13 protein-coding genes and 1 pseudogene are annotated in these 14,779 nt (G+C 55.9%); 6 read left to right on the forward strand and 8 right to left on the reverse strand.

The features are described from left to right. The 6 genes from rsxD to ydgT form a co-directional block, all read right to left on the reverse strand. Positions 1 to 1,059: an electron transport complex subunit RsxD gene (rsxD, locus tag AC6I8R_RS08935; RefSeq protein ID WP_497832134.1), complete on the reverse strand. Its 1,059-nt coding sequence runs from the start codon at positions 1,057 to 1,059 to the stop codon at positions 1 to 3. Next, the gene (gene rsxC / locus AC6I8R_RS08940) at positions 1,060 to 3,294 is read right to left on the reverse strand and encodes an electron transport complex subunit RsxC (RefSeq protein WP_021185192.1); all 2,235 of its coding nucleotides are present in this window, start codon (positions 3,292 to 3,294) and stop codon (positions 1,060 to 1,062) included. It abuts the gene before it with no gap. Continuing rightward, positions 3,287 to 3,865: an electron transport complex subunit RsxB gene (rsxB, locus tag AC6I8R_RS08945; protein ID WP_021185191.1), complete on the reverse strand. Its 579-nt coding sequence runs from the start codon at positions 3,863 to 3,865 to the stop codon at positions 3,287 to 3,289. The genes rsxC and rsxB overlap by 8 nt, the downstream gene beginning before the upstream one ends. After that, positions 3,865 to 4,446 (reverse strand): electron transport complex subunit RsxA, encoded by a 582-nt coding sequence (rsxA, locus tag AC6I8R_RS08950; RefSeq protein ID WP_021185190.1) that lies wholly within the window; start codon positions 4,444 to 4,446, stop codon positions 3,865 to 3,867. Before rsxA ends, rsxB begins: the two co-directional genes overlap by 1 nt. 123 nt (positions 4,447 to 4,569) lie before the next feature. Beyond that, on the reverse strand, positions 4,570 to 5,013 hold the full coding sequence (locus AC6I8R_RS08955) for a DUF2569 domain-containing protein (RefSeq protein ID WP_021185189.1): 444 nt from the start codon (positions 5,011 to 5,013) through the stop codon (positions 4,570 to 4,572). 110 nt (positions 5,014 to 5,123) lie between these two features. Continuing rightward, on the reverse strand, positions 5,124 to 5,339 hold the full coding sequence (gene ydgT, locus AC6I8R_RS08960) for a transcription modulator YdgT (RefSeq protein ID WP_021185188.1): 216 nt from the start codon (positions 5,337 to 5,339) through the stop codon (positions 5,124 to 5,126). A 163-nt stretch (positions 5,340 to 5,502) separates the two neighbouring features. Between ydgT and AC6I8R_RS08965 the strand changes: the two genes are divergently transcribed. The 6 genes and pseudogenes from AC6I8R_RS08965 to AC6I8R_RS08990 form a co-directional block, all read left to right on the forward strand. After that, positions 5,503 to 5,862, forward strand: a complete 360-nt coding sequence (locus AC6I8R_RS08965; RefSeq protein ID WP_497832135.1) for a hypothetical protein — start codon at positions 5,503 to 5,505, stop codon at positions 5,860 to 5,862. Positions 5,863 to 6,012: 150 nt separating this feature from the next. Continuing rightward, positions 6,013 to 6,969 carry a galactofuranose ABC transporter, galactofuranose-binding protein YtfQ gene (gene ytfQ / locus AC6I8R_RS08970; protein ID WP_021185186.1) on the forward strand — a complete coding sequence of 319 codons (957 nt, stop codon included), beginning with the start codon at positions 6,013 to 6,015 and terminating at the stop codon, positions 6,967 to 6,969. A 55-nt stretch (positions 6,970 to 7,024) separates the two neighbouring features. After that, positions 7,025 to 8,545 carry a sugar ABC transporter ATP-binding protein gene (locus AC6I8R_RS08975; RefSeq protein ID WP_021185185.1) on the forward strand — a complete coding sequence of 507 codons (1,521 nt, stop codon included), beginning with the start codon at positions 7,025 to 7,027 and terminating at the stop codon, positions 8,543 to 8,545. Further along, positions 8,538 to 9,554 (forward strand): galactofuranose ABC transporter, ATP-binding protein YtfT, encoded by a 1,017-nt coding sequence (gene ytfT, locus AC6I8R_RS08980; protein WP_021185184.1) that lies wholly within the window; start codon positions 8,538 to 8,540, stop codon positions 9,552 to 9,554. Before AC6I8R_RS08975 ends, ytfT begins: the two co-directional genes overlap by 8 nt. Next, positions 9,551 to 10,537 carry a galactofuranose ABC transporter, permease protein YjfF gene (gene yjfF, locus AC6I8R_RS08985; RefSeq protein ID WP_021185183.1) on the forward strand — a complete coding sequence of 329 codons (987 nt, stop codon included), beginning with the start codon at positions 9,551 to 9,553 and terminating at the stop codon, positions 10,535 to 10,537. The genes ytfT and yjfF overlap by 4 nt, the downstream gene beginning before the upstream one ends. 218 nt (positions 10,538 to 10,755) lie before the next feature. Then, positions 10,756 to 11,184: pseudogene (locus AC6I8R_RS08990) on the forward strand (Rpn family recombination-promoting nuclease/putative transposase); the annotation flags it as partial. Positions 11,185 to 11,280: 96 nt separating this feature from the next. Here AC6I8R_RS08990 and araA read toward each other — a convergent pair. Beyond that, positions 11,281 to 12,783, reverse strand: a complete 1,503-nt coding sequence (araA, locus tag AC6I8R_RS08995; RefSeq protein ID WP_036626909.1) for an L-arabinose isomerase — start codon at positions 12,781 to 12,783, stop codon at positions 11,281 to 11,283. Positions 12,784 to 12,795: 12 nt separating this feature from the next. Further along, positions 12,796 to 14,481 (reverse strand): ribulokinase, encoded by a 1,686-nt coding sequence (locus tag AC6I8R_RS09000; protein ID WP_036626906.1) that lies wholly within the window; start codon positions 14,479 to 14,481, stop codon positions 12,796 to 12,798. Positions 14,482 to 14,779 lie beyond the last annotated feature (298 nt).

Raw genomic sequence — 14,779 nt, forward strand, 5'->3', positions numbered from 1 at the left:
TTAATCCTTGCGATGGCCGTACACGCGCGGCTGGGTGTAGTAATCAATCAACGGCACACAAATGTTAGCCAGCAGTACGGCAAAGGCCACGCCATCCGGGTAGCCGCCATAACTGCGAATCAACCACACCAGCAGACCAATCAACGCACCATAAATCAGGCGACCGCGATTGGTGGTGGAAGCGGTCACCGGATCGGTGGCGATAAAAAATGCGCCCAGCATGGTCGCGCCAGAAAACAGGTGGATCAGCGGCGAGTTGAGCGACTCCGGTGAAAACAGCCAGCCGAGGGTGGCACAGAATGCCAGCGACAGCAGAAAGCTCACCGGGATATGCCAGCGGATGGCGTTTTTCGCCAGCAACAGCATGCCGCCCAGCAGATAACCGACGTTCACCCACTGCCAGCCAAGACCGGCCAGCATGCCATGATAAATCGGCGCGGCCAGCAGTTGTTCGGCGCTGTGACCGGCGCGCAGCCCGGTTTTAAACGTATCAAGCGGGGTCGCCTGGCTCACGCCATCCACGCCAAGTTGCAGCTGCTGCATGGTTTCGCCCGCCAGCGTGTGATGGGTAAAGATCATGCTGAGGGAATCAAGCAGGCCGGGTTTGATCGACTGCAACGCGTCCGGCGGCATCCAACTGGTCATCTGCACCGGGAAGGAGATCAGCAGCACCACATAACCGACCATCGCAGGGTTAAACGGGTTCTGTCCCAGACCACCATACAGTTGTTTGGCGATCACAATGGCAAACACCGTGCCAATCACCACCAGCCACCAGGGGGCCAGCGGCGGCAGGCTGATGCCCAGCAGCAGTGCAGTCAGCAGGGCGGAGTTATCGGCCAGCGTGGGGACCACCGGGGTTTTGCGCAGACGCAGGATCACGCCTTCCGTTGCCCATGCGGTGGCAATCGCGAGTATCACCTGAATCAGAAAGCCAATACCAAAAAAATACCATTGCGCTGCCATGCCCGGCAGCGCCGCCAGTACCACCAGCAGCATAATATTGCCGGTGCTGCGGCGGTTATGGGTATAAGGGGAACTTGCGATACGAAAAGCCATTTAATCCTCAGACGTCGAAGGCTGCTGCTGCGCGGCTTTGCGCGCTTTGGCACGGGCGACCGCGGCGGCAATCGCTGCTTTACGCGGGTCGGCGGAGTCAGGAGACGCAGCGGCCTCCGGTTCATTTATATCGGCAGCGGCCGGTTGCGCGGCAGCCGCTTTCTTCGCTTTAGCGCGGGCAATGGCGGCTTCGACAGCGGCTTTGCGCGGATCAACCGTTTCAGCCGGTGCGCTTTCTACCGGTTCGGCGGCAGCCGCTTTCTTCGCTTTGGCGCGGGCAATGGCGGCTTCGACTGCCGCTTTGCGCGGATCAACCGTTTCAGCCGGTGTGCTTTCTACCGGTTCGGCGGCAGCCGCTTTCTTCGCTTTAGCGCGGGCAATGGCGGCTTCGACAGCGGCTTTGCGCGGATCAACCGTTTCAGCCGGTGCGCTTTCTACCGGTTCGGCGGCAGCCGCTTTCTTCGCTTTAGCGCGGGCAATGGCGGCTTCGACTGCCGCTTTGCGCGGATCAACCGTTTCAGCCGGTGCGCTTTCGACCGGTTCGACCGTTGCCGCTTTCTTCGCTTTGGCACGGGCAATGGCGGCTTCGACCGCCGCTTTGCGCGGGTCACCGGCCTGACGGCTCAGTGCCTGGGTTTCAGCCTGGGTTTCTGCCTGACGTGCCAGCGCCTGAGCATGGCGGGCTTCACTTTCAGCCGCTTCCTGTTCCGGGGTTTTGGCCTGACGCGCTTTCACCCGCGCTACCGCGGCATCCAGTTCACCCTGGTCGCTACGGGCCACGCGCTGTTTCGCCTGTTCATGACGTGCTTCGCGCGCCAGTTTTTCTCGCTCCAGCCGCGCCTGACGTGCCTCAAAGCGTGCTTTGGCTTCGGCAGTACGTTTTGCTTCCAGGTCGATAGCACGCAGTTCGGCTTTCTCCTGGCGATAGTATTGCACCAGCGGGATGTTGCTCGGGCAGACATAAGCGCAGGCACCGCATTCGATGCAGTCATCAATATGATGGGCGCGCGCTTTATCGTGGTCGGCGCCCTGGCTGTACCAGTAGAGTTGTTGCGGCAACAGATTGGCCGGACAGGCATCAGCACAGGCACTGCAACGGATACAGGATTGCTCTTCCGGGTTGCTGCCCATCTCGCTGGCGGAGGGTGCCAGAATACAGTTGGTAATTTTTACCACCGGCACGTCCAGCGAAGGCAGGGTGAAGCCCATCAGTGGGCCGCCCATAATCACCATCTGGCGCGATGCTGGGGTAAAACCGGCATGGTGCAGCAGATGACTCACCGGGGTACCGAGACGGCCCCAGACGTTACGCGGTTGACTAATGGCTTCGCCGGTCAGTGTCACCACGCGCTCGGTGATTGGTTCGCCATCGACAATGGCACGCTTCACCGCCCAGGCAGTGCCGACGTTTTGCATCAGCACGCCGATATCGGTAGAACGCCCGCCATGTGGCACTTCCAGACCGGTCAGAATTTTGGTCAGCTGCTTGGCCCCACCGGAGGGGTATTTCGTGGGGATCACCCGCAGTTGCAGATCGCGTTCGCCAGCCAGCGCCTGTTTCAGCGCGGCAATCGCTTCCGGTTTGTTATCTTCGACGCCGATCAACACGCGCTCCGCCTGTAACACCCAGGCAAGAATACGGCAGCCTTCCAGCACTTCTGCGGCGCAATCCTGCATCAGGCGGTCATCGGCGGTGATATAAGGTTCACATTCGGCGGCATTGATAATCAGGGTTTTGACGCCGCGCAGGCCACCGCGCAATTTGGTGGCTGTGGGGAACCCTGCGCCACCCAGCCCGGCGATCCCGGCATCATGGATGCGTTTAACCACGTCTTCACGCGTCAGGGCACGGTAATCAGGTTGTGGATCGAGCGCCGTCCAGCGGTCCTCACCGTCGGCGACAAGGAAAATGCACAGCTCAGACAACCCGGATGGGTGGGCGGTCATATGCGGCGCAATCGCTTCAATGGTACCGGATGTGGGGGCGTGCACCGGCAGCATTCGGCCATTACCAAATGTCAGCGGCTGGCCGCGCAGCACATGTTCACCAGGCGCGACACAAATCTCGCCTTCATGACCAATATGTTGCTTCAGTGGGATGATAAAACGTTCCGGCAGCGGGAGTTGGCTGAGCGGTGTACCGTTCGACTGTGTTTTCATTTCCGGCGGATGAATGCCGCCCTGAAAATCCCACAGTTTCTCTTTGCGGAACAGGGTGTTGAGCAAATTAAGCATGGCTTTCTACCGGGATCACCCGTACAGGAATAGTTTCAAGATCCCACTTCCAGTTGGCCGTGGTGGTGGCAACCGGACGCATCTCGATGCAATCGGTCGGACAAGGCGCAACGCACAGATCGCAACCGGTGCAGACATCGCTCAGCACGGTGTGCATGGCGCGGGTGGCACCGACAATCGCGTCGACCGGGCAGGCCTGAATACATTTGGTACAACCGATGCAGTTGGCTTCGTCGATCCACGCCACGGTGCGTACCGGTGCCAACACCTCTGCACCGCCATCCAGCGGTTGCGGCTCGACGTTCAGCAACGCCGCCAGTTTCAGCATGGTCTGCTCGCCACCGGGGGCGCATTTGTTGATCGCCTCACCATTGTTCCCAACGGCATCGGCATAGGGACGGCAACCCGGATAGCCGCACTGACCGCATTGGCTTTGCGGCAGAATGGCATCAATCTGTTCAACAATCGGATCTTCTTCAACTTCAAAACGGCGCGCAGCGTAGCCGAGCAGGCCACCAAAAACCAGGCTCAGGGCGCTTAATACGGCAATAGCAATCCAAATCGCGGTCATCAGAATTTCACCAGACCGCTAAAGCCCATAAACGCCAGCGCCATCAGGCCAGCGGTGATCAGGGCGATTGAATTGCCTTTAAATGGGGTCGGGACATTAGCCAGCACCAGGCGTTCGCGGATCCCGGCAAACAGCACCATCACCAGTGAGAAACCGAGCGAGGCACTAAAGCCATACAATGCAGCTTGCAGGAAGGTGTGGTTAAGGTTGACGCTCAGCAGTGGCACACCCAGCACCGCACAGTTGGTGGTGATCAGCGGCAGAAAGATGCCGAGCAGGCGATAGAGCGACGGGCTGGTTTTACGCACCACCATTTCGGTGAACTGCACCACGACGGCAATCACCAGGATATAGGCCATAGTACGCAGATAAACTAAGTCCAGCGGCACCAGGATCAAATGGTTGACCAGCCAGGCACAAATAGACGCCAGCGTAATCACGAAGGTGGTGGCAAGTCCCATGCCAATGGCCGTTTCCAGTTTTTTTGACACACCCATGAACGGGCAAAGTCCGAGGAACTTTACCAGAACGAAGTTGTTCACCAGCACGGTGCCAATAAAGAGCAGTAAATAATCGGTCATTATGAAACCTGGGAAGCCGAAAGGCGTCTATTATCCGGAATTGAGAGCTGTATCTCAACCTGAGCCGCGTTTGCAGCCCGGTTGAGAGCACTCAGAATTAAATTCCTGACGATTCTTGCGCCATTACGGCTGGATAAACGTCTGTTTTACGCGTTGGGAGCGTTTGAAATAGGGAACAAAAACCGCCGCTGCCAGCAATGAAAGCAGTAACGTCTGGATTGCTTTGCTGTCAGAAACCGGGGTAAAAGCAAAGGTTTTCATCGCCAGCAACACCGTCATCAGCAGCCAGAGAATGTAATGGCGTGGCAGACGGCGTGATCGTTTACAGAAAATCCAGCATACCCAAATGCTATATACCCAGACCAGGCCTGCGGTCAGCAATGAAATCGACCATTGCGTCAGCAGCAGCCCGCCGTGCGAAAACAACGTGGTGCGCAGTTCAGGATTAAACAGCGGGCTGAGATACATGGCGACCACCAGGGCGCTGGTGAGCATGGTCATAATCAGCCAGGCGAGCGGCAGCAGCAGCCAGCCAGCAATGCGCGGGGGATTTACCTGTTCGGTCATCGAATAAGTCCAGTTACCAGGATAAGGTGTGGCAGAGCGTATCATGTCCAAACGGGGCACGCCCGACCTGGACAACGCAATATTATCGAGAAGCAGGAAGCCGGGGTGAGTTAAACCACGTAACGCCAGACTGATTTCGGCACACAACCGAGATCGAATAAACGACCACCAGAAGCGAGTTCAGCACGACGATGATCGGCAGCGCGATACATATTGATGATCTCATTATCATCTGTCAGTGAATAATTGAGATGGTCGTAGAGTTTTTCCAGACTCTCAAGATTATTCACTTTACGGAATTTCAGCAGGTAATCGAGCGCAGTCATGATTGCCATTAATAAATAAAGAACAGGGAAGCGCCAAGTATAGGGAGCACGCAGCGAGAGTCCATATGTCAACCGTAAAAAAATTCAAAAATCAGACAAAGTGAGCTAATTCGCTCATCAAAAGACACTTTTTCACCCTTTATTCCTTTTATTGTGCATCAGCATGATGAAACTAAGCCAAATCTCTGCCGGTTATTCAGGCAGTGGTGAGAAAAATTCACACCCCAGCTCATCAAATGAGCCAGCGTTATTTTCCCGGTTTTATAGCGCTATTTTCCCTCACGCGGCGATCAAAGTTCCCGGTTTATTCCCAACTGGCCTGAAATTTTTTGTACAGGCTATGAAACCTTACATTGCAATGTGTGCGTCCAGTCACAAATCGATCAATTCCTTTCATGAAAGCCTCATAACCATTCTTTACGCGGTGCCTGTAATCGTTTCCAGCGTTATGCGACATAAGCGATTCTCTTTATTACATTTATTTAACGGCAGAGGCGAAAAATATCAGGTGTTTTGTCCATAACTGTCATGGGCATTTTGTCAGCAAAATTATCGTAACCCCTTTAATTCATTCTGTTTTGTGAGGCATGTCGCTCTCAGGAAGCGGCTTTTGCGCCAGGCTTAAACCGCGTTTGTACCCCCTACAGCACACTCCCTTCAGAGGAATGAAATTATGTGGAAACGTTTACTCTTGTCCGTCATGGTGAGCGCGGCGATCAGCGCACCGGTCCTGGCGGCTGATATGACAGTTGGATTCTCGCAGGTTGGCTCGGAATCCGGCTGGCGTTCTGCGGAAACTAACGTGGCAAAAACCGAAGCGCAGAAGCGGGGCATCACGCTGAAAATTGCGGATGGTCAGCAGAAACAGGAGAACCAGATCAAGGCAGTGCGTTCATTCATCGCCCAGGGCGTGGATGCCATCTTTATCGCCCCGGTGGTGCAGACTGGCTGGGAGCCGGTGCTGGAAGAAGCTAAAGACGCCAAGATCCCGGTGTTCCTGCTCGACCGCGCGATCGTCGTGAATGACAAGTCACTGTATGAGTCGGTGGTGACAGCGGATAACGTGCTGGAAGGCAAGTTGATTGGTGACTGGTTGGTGAAAACCCTCGCGGGCAAGCAGTGTAACGTCGTGGAATTGCAGGGCACCGTGGGTGCCAGCGTGGCGATTGACCGTAAGAAAGGGTTTGCCGAAGCCATTGCCGGACACCCCAACATCAAAATTATCCGTTCTCAGTCCGGCGACTTTACCCGCAGTAAGGGTAAAGAGGTGATGGAGAGCTTTATCAAAGCGGAGAACAATGGCAAGAACATCTGCATGGTGTTCGCGCACAACGACGACATGGTGATTGGTGCGATTCAGGCCATTAAAGAAGCGGGCCTGAAACCGGGCAAAGATATCCTGACTGGCTCGATTGACGGTGTACCGGATATCTACAAAGCGATGCTGGCAGGCGAAGCCAATGCCAACGTCGAGCTGACACCGAATATGGCCGGTCCGGCGTTTGATGCGTTGGAAAAACTGAAAAAAGATGGCACGCAGCCGCCAAAAATCATCCGCACCCAGTCGAAACTCTTCCTGCCAGCGGATGCACAGACGGAACTCGATAAGAAAAAGAACATGGGTTACTGATCCCCGCACCGCCCTCCGGGGCGGTTTTTCATGACGTAAGGCGAGGCAGGTCCGTATGACTACACCACAAGAAGAGGCACTGCTGACCATCAGCGGCGTCAGCAAAGGTTTCCCCGGCGTGAAAGCGTTGGATAACGTGTCGTTCAGTATCCGCAAAGGCGAAATCATGGCGCTGCTGGGAGAGAACGGGGCTGGTAAATCGACGCTGATAAAAGTGCTGACCGGCGTGTACAGCCGTGATGCCGGGGTGATCACCCTGAATGGCAAAGCGATTACACCGCATAACACCGGCGATGCCCAATTAATGGGTATCGGCACCGTTTACCAGGAAGTAAACCTGCTGCCCAATATGTCGGTGGCGGATAATTTATATATCGGTCGCGAGCCGCGACGTTTTGGCATCATCGATCGCAAACGTATGGTGCGCGATGCCGATGCGCTGATGCGCAAATACGGTTTTGCCCTCGATGTGACGCGTCAGCTCGGCCATTATTCGGTGGCAATGCAGCAGATTATCGCCATTTGTCGCGCGGTGGATCTGTCGGCACAGGTGTTGATCCTCGATGAACCCACCGCCAGCCTCGACGCCAGTGAGGTCGAGATGTTGTTTACCCTGATGGCGCAGTTAAAAGCCAAAGGGATGAGCCTGATTTTTGTCACTCACTTCCTCGATCAGGTGTATCGCATCACCGACCGCATCACGGTGCTGCGTAATGGTCAGTTTATCGCCACCCGCGACACCGCATCGCTGCCGCGTATCGAGCTAATCAAGCTGATGCTGGGGCGTGAGCTGCTGGAGACGGCGTTACAACGTCAGGGCAGCACCCTGCGCAGCAATCAGCCGGTGGTGGCGTTTGAAGATTACGGTAAGAAGGGCACCATCGAGCCGTTCAGTTTGCAGGTGCGTCCGGGTGAAGTGGTGGGTCTGGCCGGGCTGTTGGGCTCGGGACGCACCGAAACCGCCGAAGTGTTGTTTGGCATCCGCCGAGCCGATCGCGGCACCGCCACCATTAAGGGTAAGGTGCAACAGATTCGTACCCCGGCTAAAGCCTCGAAGCTGGGGATGGGATTTTGCCCGGAGGACCGCAAAACCGACGGCATTATTGGTAAGGCGTCGGTGCGGGAAAACATTATCCTCGCGTTGCAGGCGCAGCGTGGCTGGCTGCGTCCGATCAAAAAACGCGAGCAACAGGCGATTGCCGAACGTTTTATTAAAAGTCTTGGCATTCGTACACCGCATGCCGATCAACCGGTTGAGTTATTGTCGGGCGGCAATCAGCAGAAAGTACTGCTGTCGCGCTGGCTGGTGACCAAACCGCAATTTCTCATTCTTGACGAACCCACGCGGGGTATCGATGTCGGTGCTCACGCGGAGATTATTCGTCTGATTGAATCCCTGTGCGCCGACGGACTGGCGCTGCTGGTTATCTCCTCTGAACTCGAAGAACTGGTGGGGTACGCCGATCGCGTGTTGATTATGCGCGATTTGAAGCAGGTGGCGGAGATCCCCCTTGAGCAGCTGTCGGTAGCGTCGATTGTCAACGCTATCGCCCACGGAGGAGAACAACATGCTTGAATCCGATATGACGTCTGAAAAAACCAATCGGCGTAAGCTGAAACTGCCGCCCGGTATGCCGCAAATTGCCGCGCTGGTGCTGGTGCTGCTGGTGGACAGCCTGGTGGCAAATAACTTTTTTGCCGTGCATTTACAGGATGGCCGCCTGTTTGGTAGCCCGATCGATATTCTCAACCGTGCCGCACCGGTAGCGCTGCTGGCGGTGGGGATGACGCTGGTGATTGCCACCGGGGGAATTGATTTGTCAGTAGGGGCGGTGATGGCGATTGCCGGGGCTACGGCGGCAACGCTCACCGTCGCCGGGCACAGTCTGCCGTTTATCATTCTCGCGACACTGGGCACCGGGCTGGCATGTGGTTTGTGGAATGGCGTGCTGGTGGCGTTGCTGCGAATTCAACCGTTCGTCGCCACCTTGATTTTGATGGTAGCCGGACGCGGTGTGGCGCAGCTCATCACCCAGGGGCAAATCGTGACTTTTGATAACGATAACCTGTCGTGGTTTGGTAGCGGCTCGCTGTGGCTGTTGCCGGTGCCGGTGTGGATTACGTTAGTGGTGGCGCTGGCGGTGTGGCTGGTAACACGCAAGACGGCGCTGGGGCTGTTTATTGAAGCGGTGGGGATTAACCTGCGTGCGGCGCGCAATGCAGGCGTTACCGGCTGGCTGGTCGTGATGTCGACTTACGCCATCAGTGGCGTATGTGCCGCAGTGGCCGGGTTAATTGTTGCCGCCGATATTCGTGGAGCGGATGCCAATAATGCCGGATTGTGGCTGGAGCTGGATGCGATTCTGGCGGTGGTGATTGGCGGTGCATCGCTGATGGGCGGGCGTTTTAATCTGGTGCTGTCGCTGATTGGTGCGCTGATTATTCAGTCGATGAATACCGGGATTCTGCTGTCTGGTTTCCCACCCGAACTGAACCAGGTGGTGAAAGCGATAGTGGTGATGTGCGTGTTGCTGATTCAGTCACCGCGCTTTCTTGCCATGCTGAAACGGAGGCGTCCATCATGATTAAACGTCATCTGCCTTTGATGATTACTTTGCTGGTGTTTGTCGCCGGATATCTGTTCTGCCTCAGCCAGTTCCCCGGCTTTGCCTCCACCAGGGTAATTTGTAATATCCTCACCGATAACGCCTTTCTTGGCATTATCGCCGTGGGAATGACGTTTGTGATCCTGTCGGGAGGGATTGATTTATCGGTCGGGGCGGTGATTGCTTTTACCGGCGTGTTCCTTGCCCGCTTGATTGGGGATTACCATGTAGACCCGTTGCTGGCCTTTGCGCTGATTCTGGCGTTAGGGGCAGCCTTTGGCGCCATGATGGGCTGGTTGATTGATGGGTTAAAAATCCCGGCGTTTATTATTACCCTCGCCGGGATGTTTTTCCTGCGTGGCTGTAGCTACCTGGTATCGGAAAACTCGATCCCGATTGACCATCCGTTGTATGCCACGCTGTCGAGTATGGCGTGGAAAATTCCCGGCGGTGGGCGGTTAAGCTTGCTGGCGGTGATTATGCTGGTGGTGGTAGTCGGTGGCATTTTACTGGCGCACCGCACGCGTTTTGGTAATCAGGTGTATGCCATTGGCGGCAACCTCACGTCGGCGCAGTTGATGGGGATCTCCACGCGCGCCACCACCATTAAGATTTATATGTTGTCGACCACGCTGGCAACGCTGGCAGGGATTGTGTTTTCCATCTATACCTCAGCGGGTTATGCGTTGGCCGGACTGGGTGTAGAGCTGGATGCGATTGCCTCGGTGGTGATTGGCGGCACGCTGCTCTCCGGTGGCGTAGGAACGGTGCTCGGTACGCTGTTTGGCGTATTAATTCAGGGGCTGATTCAGACGTGGATTAATTTCGACGGCACCCTGAGCTCCTGGTGGACCAAAATCGCCATCGGCATTTTGTTGTTCGCGTTTATCGCGCTGCAACGTTTGCTGACGGTGATGTGGGATCGCCAGCAGAATGCGCCGGTTAAACGGCTAACGTCCTGATGGCGTTGGTGTAGCGGCGCGATTTATCGCGCGCTTTTGACCTTCGTGGTTAAAAAACGCGATAAATCGCGCCGCTACCGATGTGTACAATATGATTTATTCCTGAATCCATTCTGAATTTCTTATATCCCTCTGACATTTATCAGCCTTATCTTTCAGTGAGATAGCGCCCATGTTAACGTCCGGCCACGTTGTTCATCCTGGCAGGGACGAGCTTAATGAGTGCAACCCCCACACCACACGATGCGCTATTCAAACGGTTTCTTAGTCATCAGGCTATCGCCAGACAGTTCCTGGAAATTCACTTGCCGCCGTTGATACTTCAGCGTTGTGACCTCGACACATTGCAATTGATCCCAACCACGTTTATAGAACGGGATCTGAGTGCGCTGTATTCTGATGTCCTCATGTCAATGAAGATGGAGGGGGGAGCGGGATATATTTATGCCTTGATTGAGCACCAAAGTTCTCCCGACAAGTTTATGACCCTGAGGATGATGCGCAATACCATCGCGGCTATGCAGCGCCATATTGATGAGGGGCATACCGAGCTGCCGATCGTGGTGCCAATGCTGTTCTATCACGGTAAAACCAGCCCCTATCCTTATGCGATGGACTGGCTATCCTCATTTCGCGACCGGGAGCTTTGCTCCTGAATTGATATTGCTACCGCGAAAGTCTTTTCATTACCGCAAATAAAAGGGTCGCGATTAATCGCGACCCGATAGCCAATCTGATAACGATTAACGCATTAAGCGGTAATACGCTTCATTCCAGCGCAGTGCATCTTTGAACGCCGGTAAACGCGTTTCTTCGTCAATGACCAACACCTCGATACCGTTCAGTTCGCCGTACAGATAAAGGTCATCCAGGTCCAGTGCCTGACTGAATACCGTATGGTGCGCGCCACCTGCCAGAATCCAGGCTTCGGACGCGGTCGCCAGTGACGGTTGTGCACGCCACAAGGCACGCGCGACCGGCAGTTTTGGCAGCGGTTTTGGTTGCTCAATGGCATCCACGACGTTCACCAGCAAACGGAAGCGGTCACCCAAATCGATCACGCTGGCATTCACCGCGCGTCCAGCCGGGGTAGAGAAAATCAGGCGTGCCGGATCGGCTTTGCCGCCGATACCGAGGAATTGCACATCAATCAACGGTTTCTCTTCTTTGGCGATCGACGGACACACTTCCAGCATATGCGAGCCCAGCACCAGATCATTGCCGGGTGAGAAGTGGTAGGTGTAATCCTCCATAAATGAGGTCCCGCCGGCACGATTACCCGCCTGCACCTTCAGGATGTGCAGTAACGCCGCCGTTTTCCAGTCACCTTCACCGGCAAACCCGTAGCCCTGGCCCATCAGACGTTGTACCGCCAGGCCGGGAAGCTGCTTCATACCGTGCAGCGTCTGGAAATTGGTGGTAAAGGCTTTGCAACCTTCGGCATCAAGGAAGCGTTTCAACCCCAGTTCGATACGTGCTGCATCCAGAACGTTCTGACGTTTTTCACCGTTTACTGCCGCAACTTCGCTGAAGCGATAGTGACTTTCGTATTCATCGATCAACGCATTGACATCGCCATCACTGACGCTGTTCACCACCTCGACCAAATCGCCCACGCCCCAGCCATTCACCGCATAGCCAAACTGAATTTGCGCGGCCACTTTGTCACCCTCGGTGACGGCCACTTCACGCATATTGTCGCCGAAGCGGGCAACTTTAAGCTGCTGGCTGGCCTGACGCGCCTGAGCGGCACGGATCCAGCGACCAATGCGTTGCTGGCTCTCTTTATCCTGCCAGTGTCCGGTGACGACGCTGTGCTGGAGGCCCATACGCGCGCCGATAAAACCAAACTCGCGACCGCCGTGTGCGGTCTGGTTCAGGTTCATAAAATCCATATCCATGCTGTCCCACGGGATCTCGGCATTAAACTGGGTATGGAATTGCAGCAACGGCTTATTCAGGATGCTCAGGCCGCCAATCCACATTTTGGCGGGTGAGAAGGTGTGCAGCCAGGTAATGATGCCGATACATTCATTGGCGTGATTCGCCTCGCGGCACAGCGCCAGCGCTTCATCCGGCGACTTCACCAACGGCTTCAACACCAGTTGCAGGGGCAGGGTGCCCGCCTGGTTAAGGCCGTCCATCACCTGACGAGCGTGTTGTTCCACCTGGCGTAACGTTTCCGCCCCGTAGAGGTGTTGCGTACCAATGACAAACCACACCTGTTGTGTGTTGTGCTGTTCCATAAAACCACTCCTTCACTTAGCGGAAACGGTGCGTGCGGCATACTGCGGTTCAGCGGCCTGGCACCAATGTTGATAGCGTTGATAAAGTTGCTGATAGCGCGCTACGCGCTGGCTGTCCGGTTGCAACGTGACGTCAATCGGGCTGGCCATCACCTGCTGAGCAGCCGGAACATCGGCATAGACTTGCGCAGCAACGGCGGCAAAAATGGCGGCCCCGAGGGCGCAACATTCATCGGAGGCGACAATATCCAGCGGTCGGTTCATCACATCGCAACAGGCTTGCATAATGGCTGGTGATTTGCGCGCGATGCCGCCGAGGGTCAGCACGTTCTCCACCGGGATTTGCTGTTGCTCGAAGCACTCCATAATGGCGCGTGCGCCGAAGGCGGTGGCGGCGATCAGCCCGCCGAACAACGCCGGGGCATCGGTGCCAAGATTGAGGTCGGTGATCACCCCTTTCAGACGCTGGTTCGCATCTGGCGTACGGCGTCCGTTAAACCAGTCCAGCACGACCGGCAGATGGTCGAGCTGCGGATCGGCAGCCCAGGCTTCCGTCAATTGACGGATCAGATCTTTTTGCAGGCTTTCCAGTTGGGGACGCAACTCAGGATGTTGTTGCGCCGCCTGTTGTAGCGGCCAGCCGAGCAGGCGGCTGAACCAGGCATAGATATCGCCGAAAGCGGATTGTCCGGCTTCACAGCCGATGGCACCCGGCACCACGCTGCCATCCACCTGGCCGCAGATGCCTTTAATCGCGCGATCACCCACTTTTTCACTGTCGGCAATCAGAATGTCGCAGGTCGAGGTGCCAATCACCTTCACCAGGGTATAAGGTTGCGCACCGGCACCGACCGCCCCCATATGACAGTCAAAAGCACCGCCGGACAGCACCACCTGCCGGGACAGACCAAGACGTTGCGACCATTCGGCGCTTAACGTGCCGACCGGGATATCTGCCGTCCAGGTGTCGGTAAATAAGGGATAGTCGAGCTGTTCGGTTAACAGGGGATCAAGTGCATTGAGGAAATCAGCGGGCGGCAGGCCTTGCCAGTCCGGGTGCCAGAGGGATTTATGTCCGGCGGCGCAGCGACCACGGCGCAGTTGCTGCGGCGCGGTAGTGCCACTCAGCAACGCCGGAACCCAGTCACACAGCTCGACCCAGGAGACGGCGGCATCACGCACCGCAGCATCTTCACGCGATACATGCAAAATTTTGGCCCAGAACCACTCCGACGAATAAATGCCGCCGATATAACGGGTGTAATCGGTGAAACGACCGCTGTGGCACAGCTGATTAATCTCTTCGGCTTCTTCTATAGCAGTGTGATCTTTCCACAACACAAACATCGCATTGGGGTTGTCGGCAAACTCTGGACGTAACGCCAGTACCTTGCCCTCACGATCGATCGGTGCCGGAGTCGAACCGGTGCTGTCCACGCCAATGCCGACGACGGCTGCGCGCTGTTCAGGGCTGAGAGCCTGCACCACCGTGACCAGCGCCTGCTCCAGCGCATCAATATAATCCTGAGGATGATGGCGAAAGCGGTTGGCATGCGCATCGCAAAACAATCCTTTGGCCCAGCGCGGATAGTTGACCACCGCTTTTTCCAGTTCTTTGCCACTGTGGCAGTCCACGGCCAGGGCTCGGACAGAATCGCTGCCAAAATCCAGCCCGATGGTGATAGCGCCAGCGCCCATTGAAATTCTCCTGTGTCAGTTATCTGTCGTTATCCTGGAATGGGTGGGCTGGAGCGGTTAGTCATCCCCGGCTGAGAATATGCACTTTTCTGCCATCAGCAGCCATTTCGTGATCCACTGCAAAAGTTAATGACCGGTTAATTTTGCTGAATATATGGATGATTTTGTCGTCGTTCCGGGATGTGATACCGCTCTACATTTTCTGCTGCTTTTCCCGCTACAACTAGCCCAGCGTTTGCACAGCCTTTGTACAAACCTTGCTCTAACGCGCTGATTTTTCGCTGTACCCGCAAGAGAA

The organism is Pantoea sp. X-Soil-OKNW-713, from assembly GCF_059730685.1.

Excerpts from the sequence above, each read along its gene's own strand:
- rsxD (WP_497832134.1), bottom strand. The coding sequence starts at position 1,059 with ATGGCTTTTCGTATCGCAAGTTCCCCTTATACCCATAACCGCCGCAGC.
- rsxC (WP_021185192.1), bottom strand. The coding sequence starts at position 3,294 with ATGCTTAATTTGCTCAACACCCTGTTCCGCAAAGAGAAACTGTGGGAT.
- rsxB (WP_021185191.1), bottom strand. The coding sequence starts at position 3,865 with ATGACCGCGATTTGGATTGCTATTGCCGTATTAAGCGCCCTGAGCCTG.
- rsxA (WP_021185190.1), bottom strand. The coding sequence starts at position 4,446 with ATGACCGATTATTTACTGCTCTTTATTGGCACCGTGCTGGTGAACAAC.
- AC6I8R_RS08955 (WP_021185189.1), bottom strand. The coding sequence starts at position 5,013 with ATGACCGAACAGGTAAATCCCCCGCGCATTGCTGGCTGGCTGCTGCTG.
- ydgT (WP_021185188.1), bottom strand. The coding sequence starts at position 5,339 with ATGACTGCGCTCGATTACCTGCTGAAATTCCGTAAAGTGAATAATCTT.
- AC6I8R_RS08965 (WP_497832135.1), top strand. The coding sequence starts at position 5,503 with ATGATGAAACTAAGCCAAATCTCTGCCGGTTATTCAGGCAGTGGTGAG.
- ytfQ (WP_021185186.1), top strand. The coding sequence starts at position 6,013 with ATGTGGAAACGTTTACTCTTGTCCGTCATGGTGAGCGCGGCGATCAGC.
- AC6I8R_RS08975 (WP_021185185.1), top strand. The coding sequence starts at position 7,025 with ATGACTACACCACAAGAAGAGGCACTGCTGACCATCAGCGGCGTCAGC.
- ytfT (WP_021185184.1), top strand. The coding sequence starts at position 8,538 with ATGCTTGAATCCGATATGACGTCTGAAAAAACCAATCGGCGTAAGCTG.
- yjfF (WP_021185183.1), top strand. The coding sequence starts at position 9,551 with ATGATTAAACGTCATCTGCCTTTGATGATTACTTTGCTGGTGTTTGTC.
- araA (WP_036626909.1), bottom strand. The coding sequence starts at position 12,783 with ATGGAACAGCACAACACACAACAGGTGTGGTTTGTCATTGGTACGCAA.
- AC6I8R_RS09000 (WP_036626906.1), bottom strand. The coding sequence starts at position 14,481 with ATGGGCGCTGGCGCTATCACCATCGGGCTGGATTTTGGCAGCGATTCT.